General features: G+C 62.7%; 12 protein-coding genes and 1 pseudogene. 6 read left to right on the top strand and 7 right to left on the bottom strand.

All coding sequences use genetic code 11. The features are described from left to right. The 3 genes from N4J17_RS14890 (at position 1) to N4J17_RS14880 (ending at position 3,056) form a co-directional block, all read left to right on the top strand. On the top strand, positions 1 to 708 hold the full coding sequence (locus N4J17_RS14890; RefSeq protein ID WP_198322569.1) for an ABC transporter ATP-binding protein: 708 nt from the start codon (positions 1 to 3) through the stop codon (positions 706 to 708). 22 nt (positions 709 to 730) lie between these two features. After that, entirely contained in the window at positions 731 to 1,723 is a 993-nt protein-coding gene (locus N4J17_RS14885) for an efflux RND transporter periplasmic adaptor subunit (protein ID WP_198322570.1), read from the top strand. Between the two features lie 172 nt (positions 1,724 to 1,895). After that, positions 1,896 to 3,056, top strand: a complete 1,161-nt coding sequence (locus tag N4J17_RS14880; RefSeq protein WP_198322571.1) for a hypothetical protein — start codon at positions 1,896 to 1,898, stop codon at positions 3,054 to 3,056. 6 nt (positions 3,057 to 3,062) lie between these two features. Here N4J17_RS14880 and N4J17_RS14875 read toward each other — a convergent pair whose 3' ends face one another. Then, positions 3,063 to 3,959: a haloalkane dehalogenase gene (locus N4J17_RS14875; protein WP_277458289.1), complete on the bottom strand. Its 897-nt coding sequence runs from the start codon at positions 3,957 to 3,959 to the stop codon at positions 3,063 to 3,065. A 61-nt stretch (positions 3,960 to 4,020) separates the two neighbouring features. After that, positions 4,021 to 4,476 (bottom strand): cupin domain-containing protein, encoded by a 456-nt coding sequence (locus N4J17_RS14870; protein WP_198322573.1) that lies wholly within the window; start codon positions 4,474 to 4,476, stop codon positions 4,021 to 4,023. A 77-nt stretch (positions 4,477 to 4,553) separates the two neighbouring features. Here N4J17_RS14870 and N4J17_RS14865 point away from each other — a divergent pair, with 77 nt between their 5' ends. Beyond that, positions 4,554 to 6,014: a PLP-dependent aminotransferase family protein gene (locus N4J17_RS14865; protein WP_277458290.1), complete on the top strand. Its 1,461-nt coding sequence runs from the start codon at positions 4,554 to 4,556 to the stop codon at positions 6,012 to 6,014. Positions 6,015 to 6,117: 103 nt separating this feature from the next. Here N4J17_RS14865 and N4J17_RS14860 read toward each other — a convergent pair whose 3' ends face one another. The 3 genes from N4J17_RS14860 to N4J17_RS14850 all read right to left on the bottom strand — a co-directional run bounded on the left by N4J17_RS14860 (position 6,118) and on the right by N4J17_RS14850 (position 9,054). After that, positions 6,118 to 6,987 carry a universal stress protein gene (locus tag N4J17_RS14860; RefSeq protein ID WP_198322574.1) on the bottom strand — a complete coding sequence of 290 codons (870 nt, stop codon included), beginning with the start codon at positions 6,985 to 6,987 and terminating at the stop codon, positions 6,118 to 6,120. Then, on the bottom strand, positions 6,987 to 8,480 hold the full coding sequence (locus N4J17_RS14855) for a SulP family inorganic anion transporter (protein WP_198322575.1): 1,494 nt from the start codon (positions 8,478 to 8,480) through the stop codon (positions 6,987 to 6,989). Before N4J17_RS14855 ends, N4J17_RS14860 begins: the two co-directional genes overlap by 1 nt. A gap of 127 nt (positions 8,481 to 8,607) precedes the next feature. Further along, a complete protein-coding gene (locus N4J17_RS14850) occupies positions 8,608 to 9,054 on the bottom strand; it encodes a MarR family winged helix-turn-helix transcriptional regulator (RefSeq protein ID WP_232470390.1) in 447 nt (148 codons plus the stop codon). Between the two features lie 410 nt (positions 9,055 to 9,464). Between N4J17_RS14850 and N4J17_RS14845 the strand changes: the two are divergent. Both N4J17_RS14845 and N4J17_RS14840 read left to right on the top strand, forming a co-directional pair. Then, a pseudogene (locus N4J17_RS14845) lies at positions 9,465 to 10,529 on the top strand (cation:proton antiporter). 544 nt (positions 10,530 to 11,073) lie between these two features. Further along, positions 11,074 to 12,420 carry a cytochrome-c peroxidase gene (locus N4J17_RS14840; RefSeq protein WP_277458291.1) on the top strand — a complete coding sequence of 449 codons (1,347 nt, stop codon included), beginning with the start codon at positions 11,074 to 11,076 and terminating at the stop codon, positions 12,418 to 12,420. 76 nt (positions 12,421 to 12,496) lie between these two features. Here the strand turns inward: N4J17_RS14840 and N4J17_RS14835 are convergent, their stop codons facing one another. Further along, positions 12,497 to 13,801 carry a TolC family protein gene (locus tag N4J17_RS14835; RefSeq protein WP_198322578.1) on the bottom strand — a complete coding sequence of 435 codons (1,305 nt, stop codon included), beginning with the start codon at positions 13,799 to 13,801 and terminating at the stop codon, positions 12,497 to 12,499. Then, positions 13,798 to 16,899, bottom strand: coding sequence for an efflux RND transporter permease subunit (locus N4J17_RS14830; RefSeq protein WP_198322579.1), 3,102 nt, complete (start codon positions 16,897 to 16,899; stop codon positions 13,798 to 13,800). Before N4J17_RS14830 ends, N4J17_RS14835 begins: the two co-directional genes overlap by 4 nt. Between the last annotated feature and the right edge of the window lie 10 nt (positions 16,900 to 16,909).

Genomic DNA, 16,909 nt, shown 5'->3' with positions numbered 1-16,909 from the left:
ATGGGCGCATCGACGTTGGCGGTGCAATGCCGGGGAGTCCGGAAAACCTACGATGGCAGCGGGCAGCAGGTGGTTGCCTTGCGCGGCGTCGATCTCGACATCCGCGCCGGCGAGCTGATGATGCTGGTCGGTCCCTCCGGTTGCGGCAAGACTACCCTGATATCGGTGATTGCCGGCATCCTCGACCAGGACGAAGGGCTTTGCGAGGTATTCGGCCACGATCTGCTGCGCATGAAGGACAAGGATAAGCTCAGGTTCCGTGCCGCCAACATCGGCTTCGTATTCCAGACCTACAACCTCCTGCCCAGCCTGACGGCGGCGGAAAACGTGTCGATCCCGATGATCCTCAACGGCATCAGCCGTCAAAAGGCGCAGCGCCGTGCTGTGGATGTCCTGGAGCGGGTGGGGCTGGCCGATCGTTCCGAGTCTCTACCTTCACAGCTCTCCGGCGGCCAGCAGCAGCGTGTGGCGATCGCCCGGGCCCTGGTGCACGGACCGAAGCTGATCGTCTGTGACGAGCCTACGAGCGCGTTGGATCACGAAACCGGGCATCGGGTGATGGAGTTGTTGAAGCAGGTTGCGCTGGACCAGGACCGGGCGCTGGTGATCGTCACTCACGACGCCCGCATTTTCGAATTCGCGGACTGCATTGCGCAGATGGACGACGGGCTGGTGGTGAAAGTCACCCGCTCGTCCGGCCCGTCATGAGCTCACCCATCGCAGAGAGAGAATGTTACCCAAAGCCACCTTGCCGGTGCTGGCCGTAGCCGGCTTCCTGTTCGGGGTATATTCGGTGGTCACCGGCAACCAGCCGCTGCCGGTCGCGCCGGCGGTGGTCGAGCCGGCCCGTCCGCCGTTCGAGTCGTACATCGCGGGCGCCGGGATCGTCGAAGCCAGGAGCCGGAACATCGGAATCGGCACGCCTTTACCAGGGCTGGTCAAAAGTGTCGAGGTCAAGGTCGGCGACCGGGTCGAGGCCGGTGCCGTCCTGTTCCGGCTGGACGACCGCGAGCCGCTGGCGGAGCTGGAAGTGCGCTGGGCGGATCTGCTCAAGGCTCGGGCGGGGGTGGCAGAAGCCGAAGCTTCGCTGACCGATGCGAACACGCTGTTGGCACTGGCGGAGGCCGTGACCGATGAACGGGCCATCAGTGCCGAGGAAGTCAAGCGCCGGCGCAATGCCGTGCTGATTGCGAAAGCCCGGCTGGAAACGGCCCATGCCCAGGTCAGGCAGGCCGAGGCGCAAGTCGCTGCGGTCCAGACTACCCTCGACCGGATGGTGGTGCGGGCGCCGATCCAGGGTGAAATCCTCCAGGTGAACGTCCGCATCGGCGAATATGCCACTACCGGATTCCTGAGCATGCCGTTGGTGATCATGGGTGACCTGGAACGGCTCCACGTCCGCGTCGACATCGACGAAAACGATGCCTGGCGCTTTCACAAGGGCGGCAAGGCCTACGGTTATCTGCGCGGCAACAGCCAGCTCGGCACCGAACTGAAGCTGGCTTATGTCGAACCCTACATCGTGCCCAAACGCTCCCTGACCGGCGACAGCACCGAGCGGGTGGATACCCGCGTGCTGCAGGTGGTTTACAGCTTCGACCCGGCAGCCTTGCCGGTATTCGTCGGTCAGCAGCTGGACGTGTTCATCGAAGCGCCGGAATACACGGGCTCGACGCCAAGTCCGGAAGCGGGGGCGCCGGAGTATCCGGCGGCTTTCCACTGAGCCTGGCCGCGGCGGTTGCGGGCCGACGGAGCTGTAGCGGTTCCGCTGTCCTTCGGTTTTGTGTATAAGACGACATCGCTCCAGCGCCCCCATGACCACGCCTGAACGTTCTCTCACCCGGTCTCTCGTCATCTCCTCTGCGATCGCCATGTCCACGCTCACAGGATGTGCCATGGATTCCTCCCCGCCGGAGCCGCCCGCTCCCGAGGAGGCCAGGTCGAAGATCGAAGAGTTCGAAGCCCAGGGAGGTTACGCGCCGGAACACGGCTACGCTACTACCGAGGTCCGCGAATCCTGGAAGCGCGGGCATACCGAGCTGGACATCACTTTCATGGCGCCTGCCGCGGGCGGGCGTTTCCCGGTCGTCGTCTATCTGCCTGGTCTGGGGGAAGATGCCACCGCGGGGCCATTCTGGCGCCGCAGCTGGGCGGCAGCAGGCTACGCCGTGTTCGCCATGCAGCCGGCGGCGCTGGGCAAGGTGTTTTGGGCCTCGGACACGCTCGACGCCGGCGAACTGCGGGCTACGGGGCGGAGCTACTTCTCCGCGGCTTCTCTGGAAAGCCGGCTGAGCCACCTGGCCTGGGCCTTGGGCGAACTGCGCCAGCGCGCCGCGATACCGGGCAGTCCGTATTCCGTCGCGGATCCGGCCATAGCGGCGGTGGCGGGGTTCGACCTCGGTGCTCAGGCCGCTTCTGCCCTCGCGGGCGAGGCGGTCAAGGTGGCGTTCCGGGCCCATACCGAATTCAACTTCGCCGGCGCCATCGTCCTCAGTCCCCATGTCACGCTGGCCGAAGGCAGGCTGGACGAGCGTGCCGCGGGGATGGCGATGCCCCTCCTCGCCGTGACTGGCACCGACGACGAAGACCCCTATGGGCTCAGCGCAACCTCCCTGCGCTCGGCTCTGTGGCAGTCCATGCCGCCCGGCGGCAAGTACCTGCTGGTGTTGCAGGACGGTACCCACGACGTTCTCGCCGGCGTGGAGCCTGGGCAGAAATGGAAAGGACCGCCCTTGCGGCCCGCCGTGGGCGAAGGTTCGGAAGGGGGCGGATGGCTGCCCTGGTCCCGCGAAGATCTTACATTGCAGGTCGGTCAGCGTTCCGCTACCGGGAATTCTCGCAACGGTTCCGCCGGCGGTCCGTCGGGAGTGGCTATGGGGCTTGCCGGTCGGCCGATGCGAAAGCGTGCGTCCGACGTCCGCCATTGGGCCGAGGTAGCCGGCGTCAGCACGGCATTCCTCGATTTCGTCCTGAAAGGGCGCGAACGCGCCAGGGCGTGGTTGGACCGCGATGCGGGCCGGTGGATGGGGGCGTCGGCCGAGCTCCGGCGTAAATAGCGCGGTTCACCGGACCTCCGGCGCGCGGAGCCCGGCGACGAACCGTGCCAGCGCCTCTCCGATTTCGTGGGGCGAATCTTCCTGCAGGTAATGGATGCCCGGCACGGTGATTTCGGTCTGGTTCGGCCATTGCCGGCAGAATCGGCGTGCGCGTGGTCCCAGCAATGCGCCCGGCTCGGCGTTGACGAACAGCTTGGGAATCTCGCAGGCCGCAAGCCAGGCGCCGTAGGCTTCGACCGCTTCGGCGACGTCCCGCGGTTCACCATCGATGGGCAGCTCGCGGGCCCAGGCCAGCGTCGGCAGCCGGGATTCGGGTGTGCGGAACGGCCTTCGGTAGGCGTCCATTTCTTCTTCCGTCAAACTCCTCAGGATGCTTTTCGGGAGGACGGTCTCGACGAAGGAGTTGTCCTCCGCGATCATCCTGACGCCTTCTTCCGCGCGCAGGCGCCGGAAGATCTGCTCCCGCGGCGGCGGGAAATCGGTCCAAAGTCTCGGCTGCACGAGCGCCTCCATGTAGGCGATGCCCTGTACCCGTTCCGGGTGGCGGCGGGCCCAGTGGAAGCCCAGGGCAGAACCCCAGTCGTGGACTACCAGTACCAGGTCACCGCCGATGCCCACCGCCTCGAACCAGGCGTCGAGATAGCTGGCGTGATCGAAGAACCGATAAGCCGATGCAGACGCAGCGCAGGACTGGCCCATCCCCACCAGATCGGGGGCCAGGCAGCGGCCTAGGGTCTGGACGTAGGGGATGATGTTGCGCCACAGGTAGGACCAGGTGGGATTGCCATGCAGGAACACGATGGGCGGGCCTTCGCCGACATCGACAAAGCTCATCTCGGCATCCAGGATAGGCACGCGCTTCCTGGGGTGGCGATCGACAGCGGAGATTTTGGATCGAAACACGATGGGTACTCCTGGTCTCGTATGAGCCGGATCCCCGGCTTCCGGCGCCGGGATCACTTGATCAGCGACGCAGATCGAGCGGCGCGACACCCTGCTCCGCGCAGGCACGGCGGTATTCCTCGGCGTTGCTGTCGGCCGTTTCCCGCCGTAGGAGGGTACCATCCGCAGCCAAATACTCCACGCTACCGCCCACCAAGAACAGGCTCACCAAGGGCGCATCGTCCCCGGCAGTCCAGGTGTCGACATGGCCGGCCGGCTCGTACTGGTAAGCTCCGGGACCCAGCAGCCGTCCTTCCGGCTCGAGGCGCCGGAATCCGCTGAGAATATAGCCGTGAACTTCGCCCTGGTGCCGATGCAGGGGGACGCATGCGCCCGGCTCCAGCCGCAGCAGCGTGACCCATTCCCCGCGTTCGGGAAACAAGGCCAACAGCTTCTTGGAAAGGCCGGGGCCCATGGAAATCCATGGCAGCTGAGGGTCGCCCGCATCTGCGGGGATGAACGGTTCGGTAGCCAACATGAGATGCTCCTTTGCCGGATAGTGAGGGAAGGTGCTGGCACAATAGGGCGGCGATCGACCGCAAAAAAGGACCACACATGGCAAAAATCATGGGGCCACTTCTCGAACTGCCCATTACCCTGCCGCCCAAAGGTTCCCGGCAGTTGCTGCGGTCCGTGTACGGGCAGTTGCGGGATGGGATTCTCGAGGGACGGCTCCAGCCCGGTACGCGACTGCCTTCGACTCGGGCCTTCGCCGCTGCAGTCGGTGTGTCCCGCAACACCGTGGTGGCCGCATACGAGCTGTTGATGAGCGAGGGCTATCTGGCCATTCGGGCGGGTTCTGGAGCCTACGTGGCCGCCATTTCGCCGCGCCTGGCGCGTCGTCCGCCCTGCGAACCCGGCATGGACGACCGGTTGAATGCGGTTTGGCGCCGGCTGCCGATACTTCCGGAGGTGGAGGCCGAGTTTTTTCCCTTCGACTTCAGACTCGGACTACCCGACAAATCGGCGTTTCCTTTTCCGGTCTGGCGGCGCCTCGCCGCGAGGGTTCTGCGAGCCTGGTCGAAAACACCGGCGGTCTATGACCAGCCACAGGGGCGGCCAGCGCTGCGGGTGGCGATCGCCAAGCACGTCTCCTACGCCCGGGCGGTCTCCTGTTCGCCGGATCACATCGTGGTCACGGCGGGCGCCCAGCAGGCTTTCGACCTGCTGGCCCGCATCCTGGTCACCCCAGGCCGGACGGTGGTTGCGGTCGAAGACCCCGGCTATCCACCGCTATGGGATGCTTTCAATGCCGCCGGCGCGAGACTCGCCGCCATTCCGGTCGATGAGGAAGGGCTGAGGGTGGATTGCCTGCCCGCCGAGGCCCGGGTGATCTGCGTCACTCCTTCCCACCAGTTTCCCCTCGGCGTCACCCTGTCCGCGAAGCGCCGGGTCGCCCTGCTCGAATTCGCACAGGACCGGGGGGCTGTGGTGATTGAGGACGATTACGACGGCGAATTCCGCTTTGGCGGCCGTCCCTTGGATGCGCTGCAGACGTTGGATCGGACCGGCTCGGTCTGCTATGTCGGGACTTTCTCCAAGAGCCTGTGCCCGGAGTTGCGCCTGGGCTTCGTCGTCGCACCGCCGTGGGCGCTGGATGCGCTCGTTGCCGCCAAGGCGTGCGCCGACTGGCATTGCCAGACGCCGTCTCAAGACACCCTGGCCGCCTTCATCGGTGAAGGCCATCTCGCCCGCCACGTGCGCAAGATGGGCAGGGTGTATGCCGAGCGGCGTGCGGCCTTGCTGCGGGCCTTGTCACGGCATGGCGGCGCTTGGATGCACCCCGTGGGGGACGCGGTGGGCCTGCATCTGGCGGCGATACTGAGCCTGGAGATTCCGGCCGACGAGCTGGTGTCGGCGGCAGCGGCAGCTGGCATTCGGCTTCATGCCCTCGAGCGCTACTGTTCCAAAAAGCCGGCTCCCAACGGCGTGGTTCTGGGTTACGGAATGATCCGATCGGACCGGATCGATACCGCCATTGAGCGACTGGCAAAGACCGTGATTGGTCTCGGATGACGGCTTCCGGCCAATGCGCAAACCAGGATCATTTGCGCCAACCGCCGCGATCGGCCGATCGGATCTCCCTTGTGACGAGTCAGTCCAGGGTAGTGACGGCGGATCAGCGCAGCAGTAGCAGCGGTTTGTGCGCGTGGGCCAGCATCTTGGCGGTAAAGCTGCCCAGCAGCAGGTCGTGAATCCGGGTGTGGCTGAAGGCCCCCATCACCGTCAGGTCGATCGCCTGCCGTTCCTGGTAGTCGCAGAGAACCTGTTCGGGCTTGCCCGGCAATTGCCGTGCAGTCAGCTCTGCAAAGCCAGAGTTTGCCAGCTTGTGAGTCGCCGCCTCGAACCGTTGCTCCGCTACGGCATCGTCTTTGCCGGCACAGACCAGATGGCAACTGAGTCCTTTGAAGGCTGGACTGGTGGACACCATCTCGACGACCTTTTCCGCCGCATCGCTCCCGTCATAGGCGATCATGATGCGTTGTGGCGCCTTGAATTCGGCGTTGACCACCAGAATCGGTTTGTGCAGCGAGCGGATGATGGACTCCAGCTTGGCGCCGATCTGGTCGGGCCGGTTTTCGTGCATCTTCCCGCGCACGCCGACCACCAGCACACGAATGCCCTCTTCCAGTTCGATCAAGGCCTTGACCAGGCTGCCGTGGCGCTGGCAGGTTATCGGGGAGGCGATGCCTGCCTGGATGACGCGCTCCCGGGCGGACTGCAGCAGCGACTTGCCTTGCTGCAAGCGGAGCTTGCTGCGCTGCTGCTCGATCTGGCTCAGTTCTTCGAGCAGATGATCTCGGCTATCCAGCCCGATGTTGCCGGATAAGTCGGTCGTGACCGCGGTCTCGGGGTGGTGATCGATGGCGTGGAGCAGTTTCAGGGGGGCGGATACCCGTTGAGCGATCCAGGCGGCATAGTCGCATACCGCCGGGGTCAAGGCTGAGCCGTCGATGCAGGCGATTACGCAGTGGGTGTTTGCGTTCATCAGTGTCCCCCCATGATTTTTTCGATTTCTTCGGGTTTATCGTGGATGCCGAAGCGGTCGACGATGGTGGCCGTCGCTTCATTCATGCCGATCAGTTCGACCTCGGCGCCTTCGCGGCGGAACTTGATGACCACCTTGTCCAGCGCGGACACCGAGGTGATGTCCCAGAAATGGGCGCGGTGCAGGTCGATGACGACCTTCTCCACGGCTTCCTTGAAGTCGAAAGCGGCGACGAAACGGTCCGCCGAGTTGAAGAACACCTGGCCGACCACCTTGTAGGAGCGGGTGCCGCGTTCTTCGTCCTGGCTCGACTCCACATACATGAAATGGCTGATTTTGTTGGCGAAGAACAACGAGGCCAGCAGCACGCCGACGAACACGCCCAAGGCCAGGTTATGGGTCCAGACCACCACCGCCACCGTGGACAGCATGACGGCGTTGGTCGACAGCGGATGCTGCTTTAGATTGAGGATGGAGCGCCAGCTGAAAGTACCGATGGACACCATGATCATCACCGCCACCAGCGCCGCCATGGGGATCTTGGAGATCCATTCGTCCAGAAACACCACCATGATCAGCAACAGGGTGCCGGCGGTAAAGGTCGACAAGCGCCCGCGGCCGCCGGATTTGATGTTGATCACCGACTGCCCGATCATCGCGCAGCCGGCCATGCCGCCGAGCAAGCCGGCACCGATGTTGGCCAGCCCCTGGCCCTTGCATTCGCGGTTCTTGTCGCTGCCGGTATCGGTCAAATCGTCGATGATGGTCGCAGTCATCAGCGACTCCAGCAGTCCCACCACCGCCAGCGGCACCGAATACGGTAGGATGATTTTCAGGGTCTCCAGGTTCGAAGGCACATCCGGCCACAGAAATACCGGCAGGGTGTCCGGCAGTTCGCCCATGTCACCGACCCGATGGATGTCCAGGTCGAGATAAACCGCCACCACGGTCAAGACGAGGATGCAGACCAGGGGCGATGGAACGGACTTGCCGATCCAGGGCAGATGGGGAAACAAATAGATGATCGCCAAGCCCGCCGCGGTCATCGCATAGACTTGCCAGGACACGCCGGTCAACTCGGGCCATTGCGCCATGAAGATCAGGATGGCCAGGGCATTGACGAAGCCGGTCACCACCGATCGCGACACGAAACTCATCAAGCTGCCGAGTTTCAGATAGCCGGCGATGATCTGCAGGACACCCGTCAGCAGCGTGGCCGCCAGGAGGTATTGCAGGCCGTGGTCCTTGACCAGGGTCACCATCAGCAAGGCCATCGCGCCGGTGGCCGCCGAGATCATGCCGGGGCGGCCACCGGTGAAGGCGGTGACGACGGCGATGCAGAATGAGGCATACAGCCCGACCTTGGGATCGACGCCGGCGATGATGGAAAAGGCGATGGCCTCAGGGATCAGAGCCAAGGCGACGACAGCGCCGGCCAATACGTCGCCGCGGACATTGCCGAGCCAATCCTGTTTTTTCGATGAGAAGAGCATGAATGTCCTGATGGTTACGAAGGTGCGATTATCATGGCTGCTGCACTGGAGTGATGGGCAATGAACGGAGGAAAACCCCGGCCAAAACCGAGTTGCCAGCGCATCGGCCGAGGCTATGATGGACCAATCAGCTGTCCGGCCGCTTTTGCGAAGGCAAAGTCTTATGGAGGCCATCTCTGACGCGTTCCAGCAGCGTGGTAAGTTTTTCTTGTTCCTCGGCTGTCAGCGCGCTGAGCACCTGTGCTTCCACTGCGTCGGCGATTTCCCCTGCAGCTTGCATGAAGGCATGCGCCTTGGGTGTAAGTTCCAGCCGGTAAGCGCGCCGATCCTCGGTATCTTTGTTGCGCCGAACCAGTCCTGCCTGCTTCAGCAGGTCGATCTGTCTGACCAGGGTGATCGGCTTGATTTCGAGGATTTCCGCCAGCTCGATCTGCCGGCAGTTCTCGTGACCGGAGAGATGCACCAGGGCACGCCATTGGGCATGGGTCAAGCCAATGCTTTCGGCAGCCTTGTTGAAGCGCTGACGGATGCAATGGCTGATTTCGTAGCTCAAAAAGCCAATGTAATGCATCATCAATTATATCGTAAGTGACGGGTATAATAATTCGACCGTCGCAAACCCGATCGAAGTCGGGGGGCTGCGGTCTATGGGGCATCGGTGCTCCTCTGACTCGGCTGGGTCGAAAGGCACCGGCCCGATCAGAGGGGCATCCTCTTCTCCACCTCTGTCTCGCAGGCGGCGCTAGCATCCTTTTGGGGGGCTGCAAGCGTGAGGGCAGCGGATTTCCCATCAGACGTTCGGTAGAGCAGGCTGGCATACCATTTGCCCCTGGCGTGGTTTGATCGATCCGGGATAGTGACATGCCCATCAGGAAGAAATCCCCTTGAATCACGAAACCGAACTCTTTTTCGGATTGCTGACCGTGTTCGCGGCGGCTCAGATCGGCGCGGAAATTGCCCAGCAGTCTCAGACTGCCGGCCCTGGTGGGCGAGATCGTGGCGGGTTGTCTCATCGGTCCTTCGGTATTGGATTGGGTCCGCGTCGATGCACCTTTGGCCATGTTGTCAGACCTCGGGGCGGTATTGCTGCTGTTCTCGGTGGGACTGGAAACCCGCATCGGCGATTTGCGCAAAGTGGGCGTCGCCGCCACCTCGGTCGGCGTGGGAGGTGTGATCGTGCCGTTCCTGCTGGCGGCGGTTTGGGCCATCGGGAGCGGGTTCGGCACGTCCAAGGCCTTGTTCATTGCTGCCGCGTTTGTCGCCACGTCGACCGAGGTGACCGCTAGAGTATTGCAGGAACTGGGGGTGCTGGATCGAACCTTCAGCCGGGTGATCCTGGGGGCTGCCGTCATCGACGACATCCTGGCCATGTTGCTGCTCGGCGTGGTGTCCGCCATCCAGAGCGGCGGCGACGTCGATATCGCCCATCTGCTCGTCGTATTGGCACAGGCAATCGGCTTCGTTCTCCTCGTCGCCTGGGCTGGTACTCACATCATGCGGCACAGTTCGCCGATTCTGGATGTGCCCATCAATCCATTTTCCGCGCTGACTTTGTCCCTCGCCCTGTGCCTGGCCCTAGCCGATGCGGCGTCTTATCTCGGACTGGCGGCGATCATCGGGGCCTTTCTGGCCGGCAAGACCGCGGCAGAGACGCAGCAGCGAGAAACTCTGCAGCACTAGCTGCAGCCGATTTTGGCCTTTCTGGTGCCGTTCTTCTTCGTAGTCAACGGGGCGCAGGTCGATCTGGGCGAGTTGAGCAACGTCACGGCATTGGGCACGCTCGGCCTCATCACGTTTCTGGCTGTGGTGGGTAAGGTGCTGGGTTGCAGCCTGGGCGCACTCTCACTGGGCCGGAAGTCCGCCTTGATCGTTGGGATCGGCATGGTCCCACGAGGCGATGTCGGCATCATCGTGGCAAGCCTGGGCCGGCAGGCCGAGGTGATCAACCAGGAAACCTATACCCTGGTCATCCTCATGGTCCTATTGACCTCCCTTATCGCACCTCCGCTACTGGCGGCAATGCTTTCCCGGGAATACCGGAAATCCTGAACGGCCGATTCCGGCGCCTGCTGGACGGCCGATCTGCCAGCGCTATTTCCGAGGCCCAGCATGCGGCGGCGGTGGCCGGCATCCGCTTTCATGCCCTCTGGCGGTACTGTGCCGAAACACCTGTGTTTAACGTCGTGGCTCTGGACTACGGACTGATCCGCTCGGGCCGGATCGATACCGTTATCGAGCGACGGACAAAGACCGTGATTGGTCTCGGATGACGGCGACAGGTCGATCATATCGGGTCATTTCTTTCATCGGGCGCCGGAGTAAATGTTATCGATAATATGAGCAATTATATTAACATTATCGTTTCCATGTTTCGCACAATTTTTAAGTATCTTCTGTATCAATGAGTTTTGAGAATGATAATGTCGTCGGCTCACTCTTGAGCCGCGATATGGAATAACGGAATCAGCGTTCCGTATTGGGTTATTTGCGGTGTTATGACAACTGCTTGTTGCCAAAGGGAGACATACTGTACGATATTTAGGAACCCACAGGCTGATAAATTTTCGTGTCGTTCGGTTGAAATCGGTTCGATGTGGGCTATTCTTCAGACTGCCATTCAAAGAATCGATGGATATCTCTGATAGTGTGTTGTCATATTGGAGTCAGCGACATGAGATTAATGAAAATATCGAGTCACTTCGTGGTTTTCATACTGGTTGCGGTTGCCGGTACTCTGGAAGGACATGCGGATGCGGTACTCACGCCCAGAGAACTGCTCGGCAAGGCGCTCTTTTTCGATCCCGGCCTTTCGACGCCGCCGGGACAGTCCTGTGCCGACTGTCATGACCCAAAGGTCGGATGGACCGGTTCGGACCAGGACATCAATCTGCACGGCGGTGTTTACGAAGGTGCGGTTGCAACCCGCTTCGGTAACCGCAAACCACCGGCCGCCGCTTACGCTTCGTTCAGCCCGAAATTTCACCGCGATGGTAACGGTGAGTTCGTGGGAGGAAACTTCTGGGACGGCAGAGCGACGGGGGAAAAGCTCGGAAATCCCGCGGCGGATCAAGCCCAGGGACCACTCCTCAACCCTTTGGAGCAGAATAACGCCAGTCCGGCGGACGTTTGCCAGAAGGTTGCGGCTTCTGGCTTCGCCGCCCAGCTCACGGGTTCAAGCTATTCTGATCTGTTTACTCGCGCCTTCGGGCCGGGCACCTTGGCCTGCGATAATCCATCCGATACTTATGATCGCATCGCTCTGGCCATTGCTGCCTATGAGGCTTCCAGGGAGGTCAGTTCATTCAGTTCCAAGTACGATGCGTATCTGAGAGGGAAGGCGGCGTTGACGAAACAGGAAAAGAAGGGATTGGCATTGTTTGAGGGAAAAGCGAAGTGCGCGAATTGCCATTCCACGAAGGGCGTGAGCTACGCGAGCAAATTTCCCCTTTTCACCGATTTTACCTATGTCAACATCGGTGTTCCCAGAAACCCGGAAAACCCTTTCTACCAGATGCCCTCTGAGTTCAATCCGCAAGGCGCGGACTGGGTGGATCCGGGATTGGGCGGATTCTTGGCTGGCCGGGCGGATTACGCACAGTACGCGGCCGAAAACAAGGGTAAGCAGAAGGTTCCCACCTTGCGGAATGTCGATAAGCGCCCGTCGTTGGCGTACCTGAAGGCATACATGCACAACGGCGCATTCAAGAGCCTGAAGGAAGTGGTTCACTTCTATAACACGCGCGACGTGTTGGCCGATTGTGAGCACCTTTCCCATCCGGAGCCCGGTATCAACTGCTGGCCGGCCGCGGAGGAGGCGGCCAATGTCAATCGGACGGAAACGGGCGATCTGAAGCTGTCGGATGAGGAGGAGGACGCCATCGTCGCGTTTCTGAGGACGCTGTCCGACGGCTTCCAGCTTTCAGGACCAATGGGCGACTGAGCCGGACTGCGCACGGCGTGTTCCACTCAAGAGCACGCCGTCGCCTGACCCGAGTTCGGCGATCCCGGAGGGAGCATCAACCGGCTTCAGCCCGGCTGACCAGCAGTCCCGACGCTTTCAGCGCTTCGAGCTCCGCTTCCAGCTCGAGCTGGATGAGTTCCAGATGGGTGATGCGTATTTCCGTTCTGGAGCGCGTGGAATCCAGAAGTTCCAGCAAACTGCCTTTGCCGAGCCGGTAAGCCGCTTCGCCCATCTCCTTGAGGGCGGGCAGCTTGGCGACGACGTCCCGCTCGAATTTGACCCGTGTTTCGCGCCTGCGCGCGAGGAGGCCGGTGGCGCGATCGAGCGCGACGTGGATTTGGGAGGTCACCAGTTCGCGTTCGAGGATGGCGGCCTGTTTTTCCGCCGCCGCCCTGGCCATGCCGCCCTGATTGCGGTCGAACAGGGGAATCTCGACGGAGAGGCCGCCGAAGAAGGCGTGCCCGTACGGTTGTTCCGTGAACGCCGAACCGAACTGGATCGAGGGAACCGGCCAGCGCTCGGCCTTGGCTTTTTCCAGGCGGGCATCGGCCGCGATCTCTCCCCGGCGGACGGCCTCGATTTCGGGGTTGATCCGCTCGGCATCCGCCCACAACTTTTTCGGATCGGCCGGGACTCCCAGCGGCGCGAGGTTTCCCAATGCCTGGGGTTTCCAGTCCGGCAGGCCGAGTATCAACCCCAGTTCCTCCACGGTTCCCTGCAGGTCGTTGCGGGCCGTTTCCAGCTTCGCCCGGACGTCCTTGGCTTCGATTTCCATGCGCAGGGTGTCGTAGCGACTGGCGCTGCCGGACTCCTCCCGCCCGGCGACGAGCGCGGCCAGATGCTCCATGTTCGCGCTGGTTTCTTCCAATACGGCGACGCGCTGCTGGCCGGCCAGCAGTTTGATGAACGTGCGCCACAGGTCGTGCACCAGCCGGGCGAATTCGGCCTGGACGGCGGCTTCCGTGGTTTGCATCTGTTTTTCCGCGGCCTCGACCCTGGCGCCGTGCTGGCCGGTGATGAGCACGGGGACTTCCAGTACGACTTCGCGTTGCACCTTGCCGTCGTACATCGTGTTGTTGGCGCTTAGGAGGCTGTAGTTCCCGAAATTGACTCTTGGATTCGGCAGCACGTCCGCCGCCGCGATTTCGGCCTTGGAAAGCTCGACCGCTTGCCGCAAAGCCGCATAACGCGGGCTGTGTCGCCTTGCGATTTCCAGCAGTTGCTTGATGGTCACGGCCTGCGGCAGAGATTCGGTTTGGGCATTGGCGAGAGCGGTGCCATCGAGGTTGAGTGTCAAGAACAACGGGAGCACGTATTGGAGTGCCCGGAAAACGCGGGCGTGACGGTTTTCCTGAATCATCGTTCGAGCAATTCGTCGGCCGTTTCGGGCGACAGCAGCAGTTTGGGCGTGATGAAGGAGTAGATCGCCGGCAGGACGAACATCGCCACGAAAAACGTCGTGAACATGCCGCCGACGATGACCATGGCGAAGGGGCGCTGGGTTTCACTGCCGATGCCGGTGGACAGCGCCATGGGAAGCAGGCCGAGCAGCGCCAGCATCGAGGCCATCAGCACCGGACGAAGCCGCTCCACCGCTCCCTCCCGGATGGCGTCGAACAGACGCATGCCTTGGCGCCGGCGCTGTTCGGCGGCGCTCAGGACCAGGAGTCCCATCAGCGAAACTTGGCCCAGCAAGGCGATGAAGCCGATGGCGGCGCTCACCGACAGGGGTATTCCGCTCCACAGCAGGATGAATACGCCGCCGACCAAGGCGAAAGGCACGCATGCCAGGATGGCGAGGGCGCTACGGGCGGATTGCAATGCGCCGTAGAGAAGCGCGAAGACGACCAGAACCGCCACGGGGACGGCGACGGCCAAGCGCGTCATCGCCCGTTGCTGATTCTCGAATTCGCCGCCCCAGACCAGGAAGTGGCCTTCCGGCACTTCGACGGCGGTTTCGACCGCGAGCGACGCGTCGCGCACGACCGATCCGAGGTCGCGACCTTCGATATTGAATTTGAGCGCGAGGAACCGCCGGTTCGCCTCCCTTTCGATGGAGGTCCGGCCGCGCTCGATGCGCAGGTCGGCGACCTCCCGCAGCGGAATCCGAGCGCCTCCGGGGGTGGGCAGCATCAGGTTCGCAATGCGCTCCATGTCGCCGCGTTCGGTGCCGGGGAGGATCACCCGCACCGGCACGGGGCGTTCACCCTCCCAGAGTTCGGTGACGATCTTGCCCGCCAGGCCGGTTTCGATGGCGTTCTGGGCCGCATCGACGTCGATTCCATGCCGGGCCAGAGCCGGCCGGTCCAGCTTCAACTGGAGCTGCGGCACCACCGACTCCCGGTAAAGGTCCAGGTCGATGACCCCGGGGATGTCTTTCAGCACCGCCCTCGCATGTTCCAGGGTGACGCGCATCTTTTCCAGGTCGGCGCCGTAGATCTTGAGCACGACCTTCCCGCGGACGCCGCTGACGGCCTCCTCGACGTTGTCCTTGATGGGTTGGGAGAAATTGAAGCGGACGCTGGGGATCGCGGCGAGGGAGTCTCGCATCTCATCGATTAGCCGGGCTTTCTCCAGCCCTGGGCGCCATTGCGCCCGAGGCTTCAGGTGGACGAAGGTTTCGCTCATGTTCACGCCCTCGTTGTCGGTGCCATCCTCGGAACGGCCCTGCTGGCTGAGAATGCTCTTGACCTCGGGAAACCCGAGCAGGCGCTCGCGCATGTCGAGCAAGACCTCCTGTCCCTTGGCCAGCGCGATGCTCGCCGGCATCTCGACGAACAAGTGAACGTCGCCTTCGTCCAGCTCGGGCAGGAATTCGCTTCCGAGCCGGGTTCCCGCGACTCCGCCGGCGAACAGGAGCAGGAACGCCACGACCAGGGTTCCGCCACGCCGCTCCAATGCCAGCTTCAAGACGTGTCCGTAAACCCAGCGCAGGGATGCCAGGAACGCCGGTTCCTCGATCACGGCGTGCCGGGGCCGGATGAAGGCGGCGCACAGCGCCGGCACCAGGGTCAGCGCGAACACCAGGCCGCCGGCGAGAGCGAAGCTGTACGTGAAGGCCAGCGGGCGGAAGATGCGGCCTTCCACACGCTCCAGGGTATATACGGGGATGAGCGCGGCGATGATGATCAGCATCGCGAAGAATGTCGGTTTGGCCACTTCGAGCGCCGCGGCGATGATCAGGCGCAGCATCTCGCGCCGGCTTTCCGGACGGCGGCAGGTGGCAAGGTGAATCACGTTTTCCACCAGGACCACTGCGCCGTCGAGGATGATTCCGAAATCGATCGCCCCCATGGAAATGAGATTGGCCGGGAGGCCGAGCTGATAGAGCCCGGAAAACGCCGCGAGGAGGGACAGCGGGATGACCAGGGCGACGATCAGAGAGCCGCGGATGCTGCGCAGAAACAGCCAGACCACAGCCACCACCAGCAGAAACCCGTGCAGCAGGTTGTCGTAGACCGTGTGCAGGGTGTTGTCGACCAGTTCGGTCCGGTCGAGGAAGGGTTCTATCCTCATTCCGGCGGGGAGGATCCGGCTGTTCAGCTCCTCCACCTTGCTGTGGACGGCTTCCAGCACTTTCGAGGGGTTCTGTCCCCGCCGCAGCAGCACGATGCCCTCCACGGCCTCTTTCCGGTGGTCCAGGCCCACGGCGCCTTGGCGGGGCGTGTAGGCCTGGACCAGGCGTGCTACGTCGCCCACGGTTACCGGCGTACCGCCTGCGCTTTTCAGGACGACCTGCTTGACGTCCTCGGGCGATGCGAGGTAACCAACGCCCCGGATCACCATCTGCTGGTCTCCGTGGCGGAGGAACCCGGCGCCCACGTTACGGTTGGACCGGGCGATCGCCTGGTTGACGTCCTCCAGGGTCAGGCCGAAGGATTCGAGCCGCACCGGATCGATTTCGACGTGGATTTCCTTGTAGTAGCCGCCAAAGGTCAGCACGTCGGCGACGCCTTGGACCTGGCGCAGCACGCGGGAGACGTTCCACTCCATTTCGGACCGCAGGTCGTAAAGCGTATGGCGGTCGCTCACCATCACGAACTTGTAGATTTCCCCCAGAGGCGTGTAGTCCGGGGCGAGCACGGGGGTGACGCCTTCCGGCATCTCGGCGCCGGCCATCCGCTCGGAAATCAGCGTTCTCGACCGGAAACTGTCGATGCCATCCTGGAAGGTGATGGTGATCAGGGAGAGGCCGAACAGGGCCTGGCTGCGCATTTGCAGCATGTCCGGCGTGCCGTTGAGAACACGTTCCAGGGGGATGGTGACCTGCCGCTCCACTTCTTCCGGTGCATAACCGGGCATGAGGCTGATGACGGTCACCTGGGTATTGGTGACATCCGGATAGGCTTCGATGGGCGTTTCCAGATAGGCGTGAATACCGTAAAGGGCGATGACGGCGATAACTACGATGGTGGCTACGCGCCGGTGCACGCAATGCTCGATCAGCAGCTTCAGCATAATCGCATCC

The sequence above is a fragment of the Methylococcus capsulatus genome (assembly GCF_036864975.1).
Lineage (GTDB): Bacteria > Pseudomonadota > Gammaproteobacteria > Methylococcales > Methylococcaceae > Methylococcus.
This window is presented reverse-complemented; position numbering and strand designations above follow the sequence as displayed.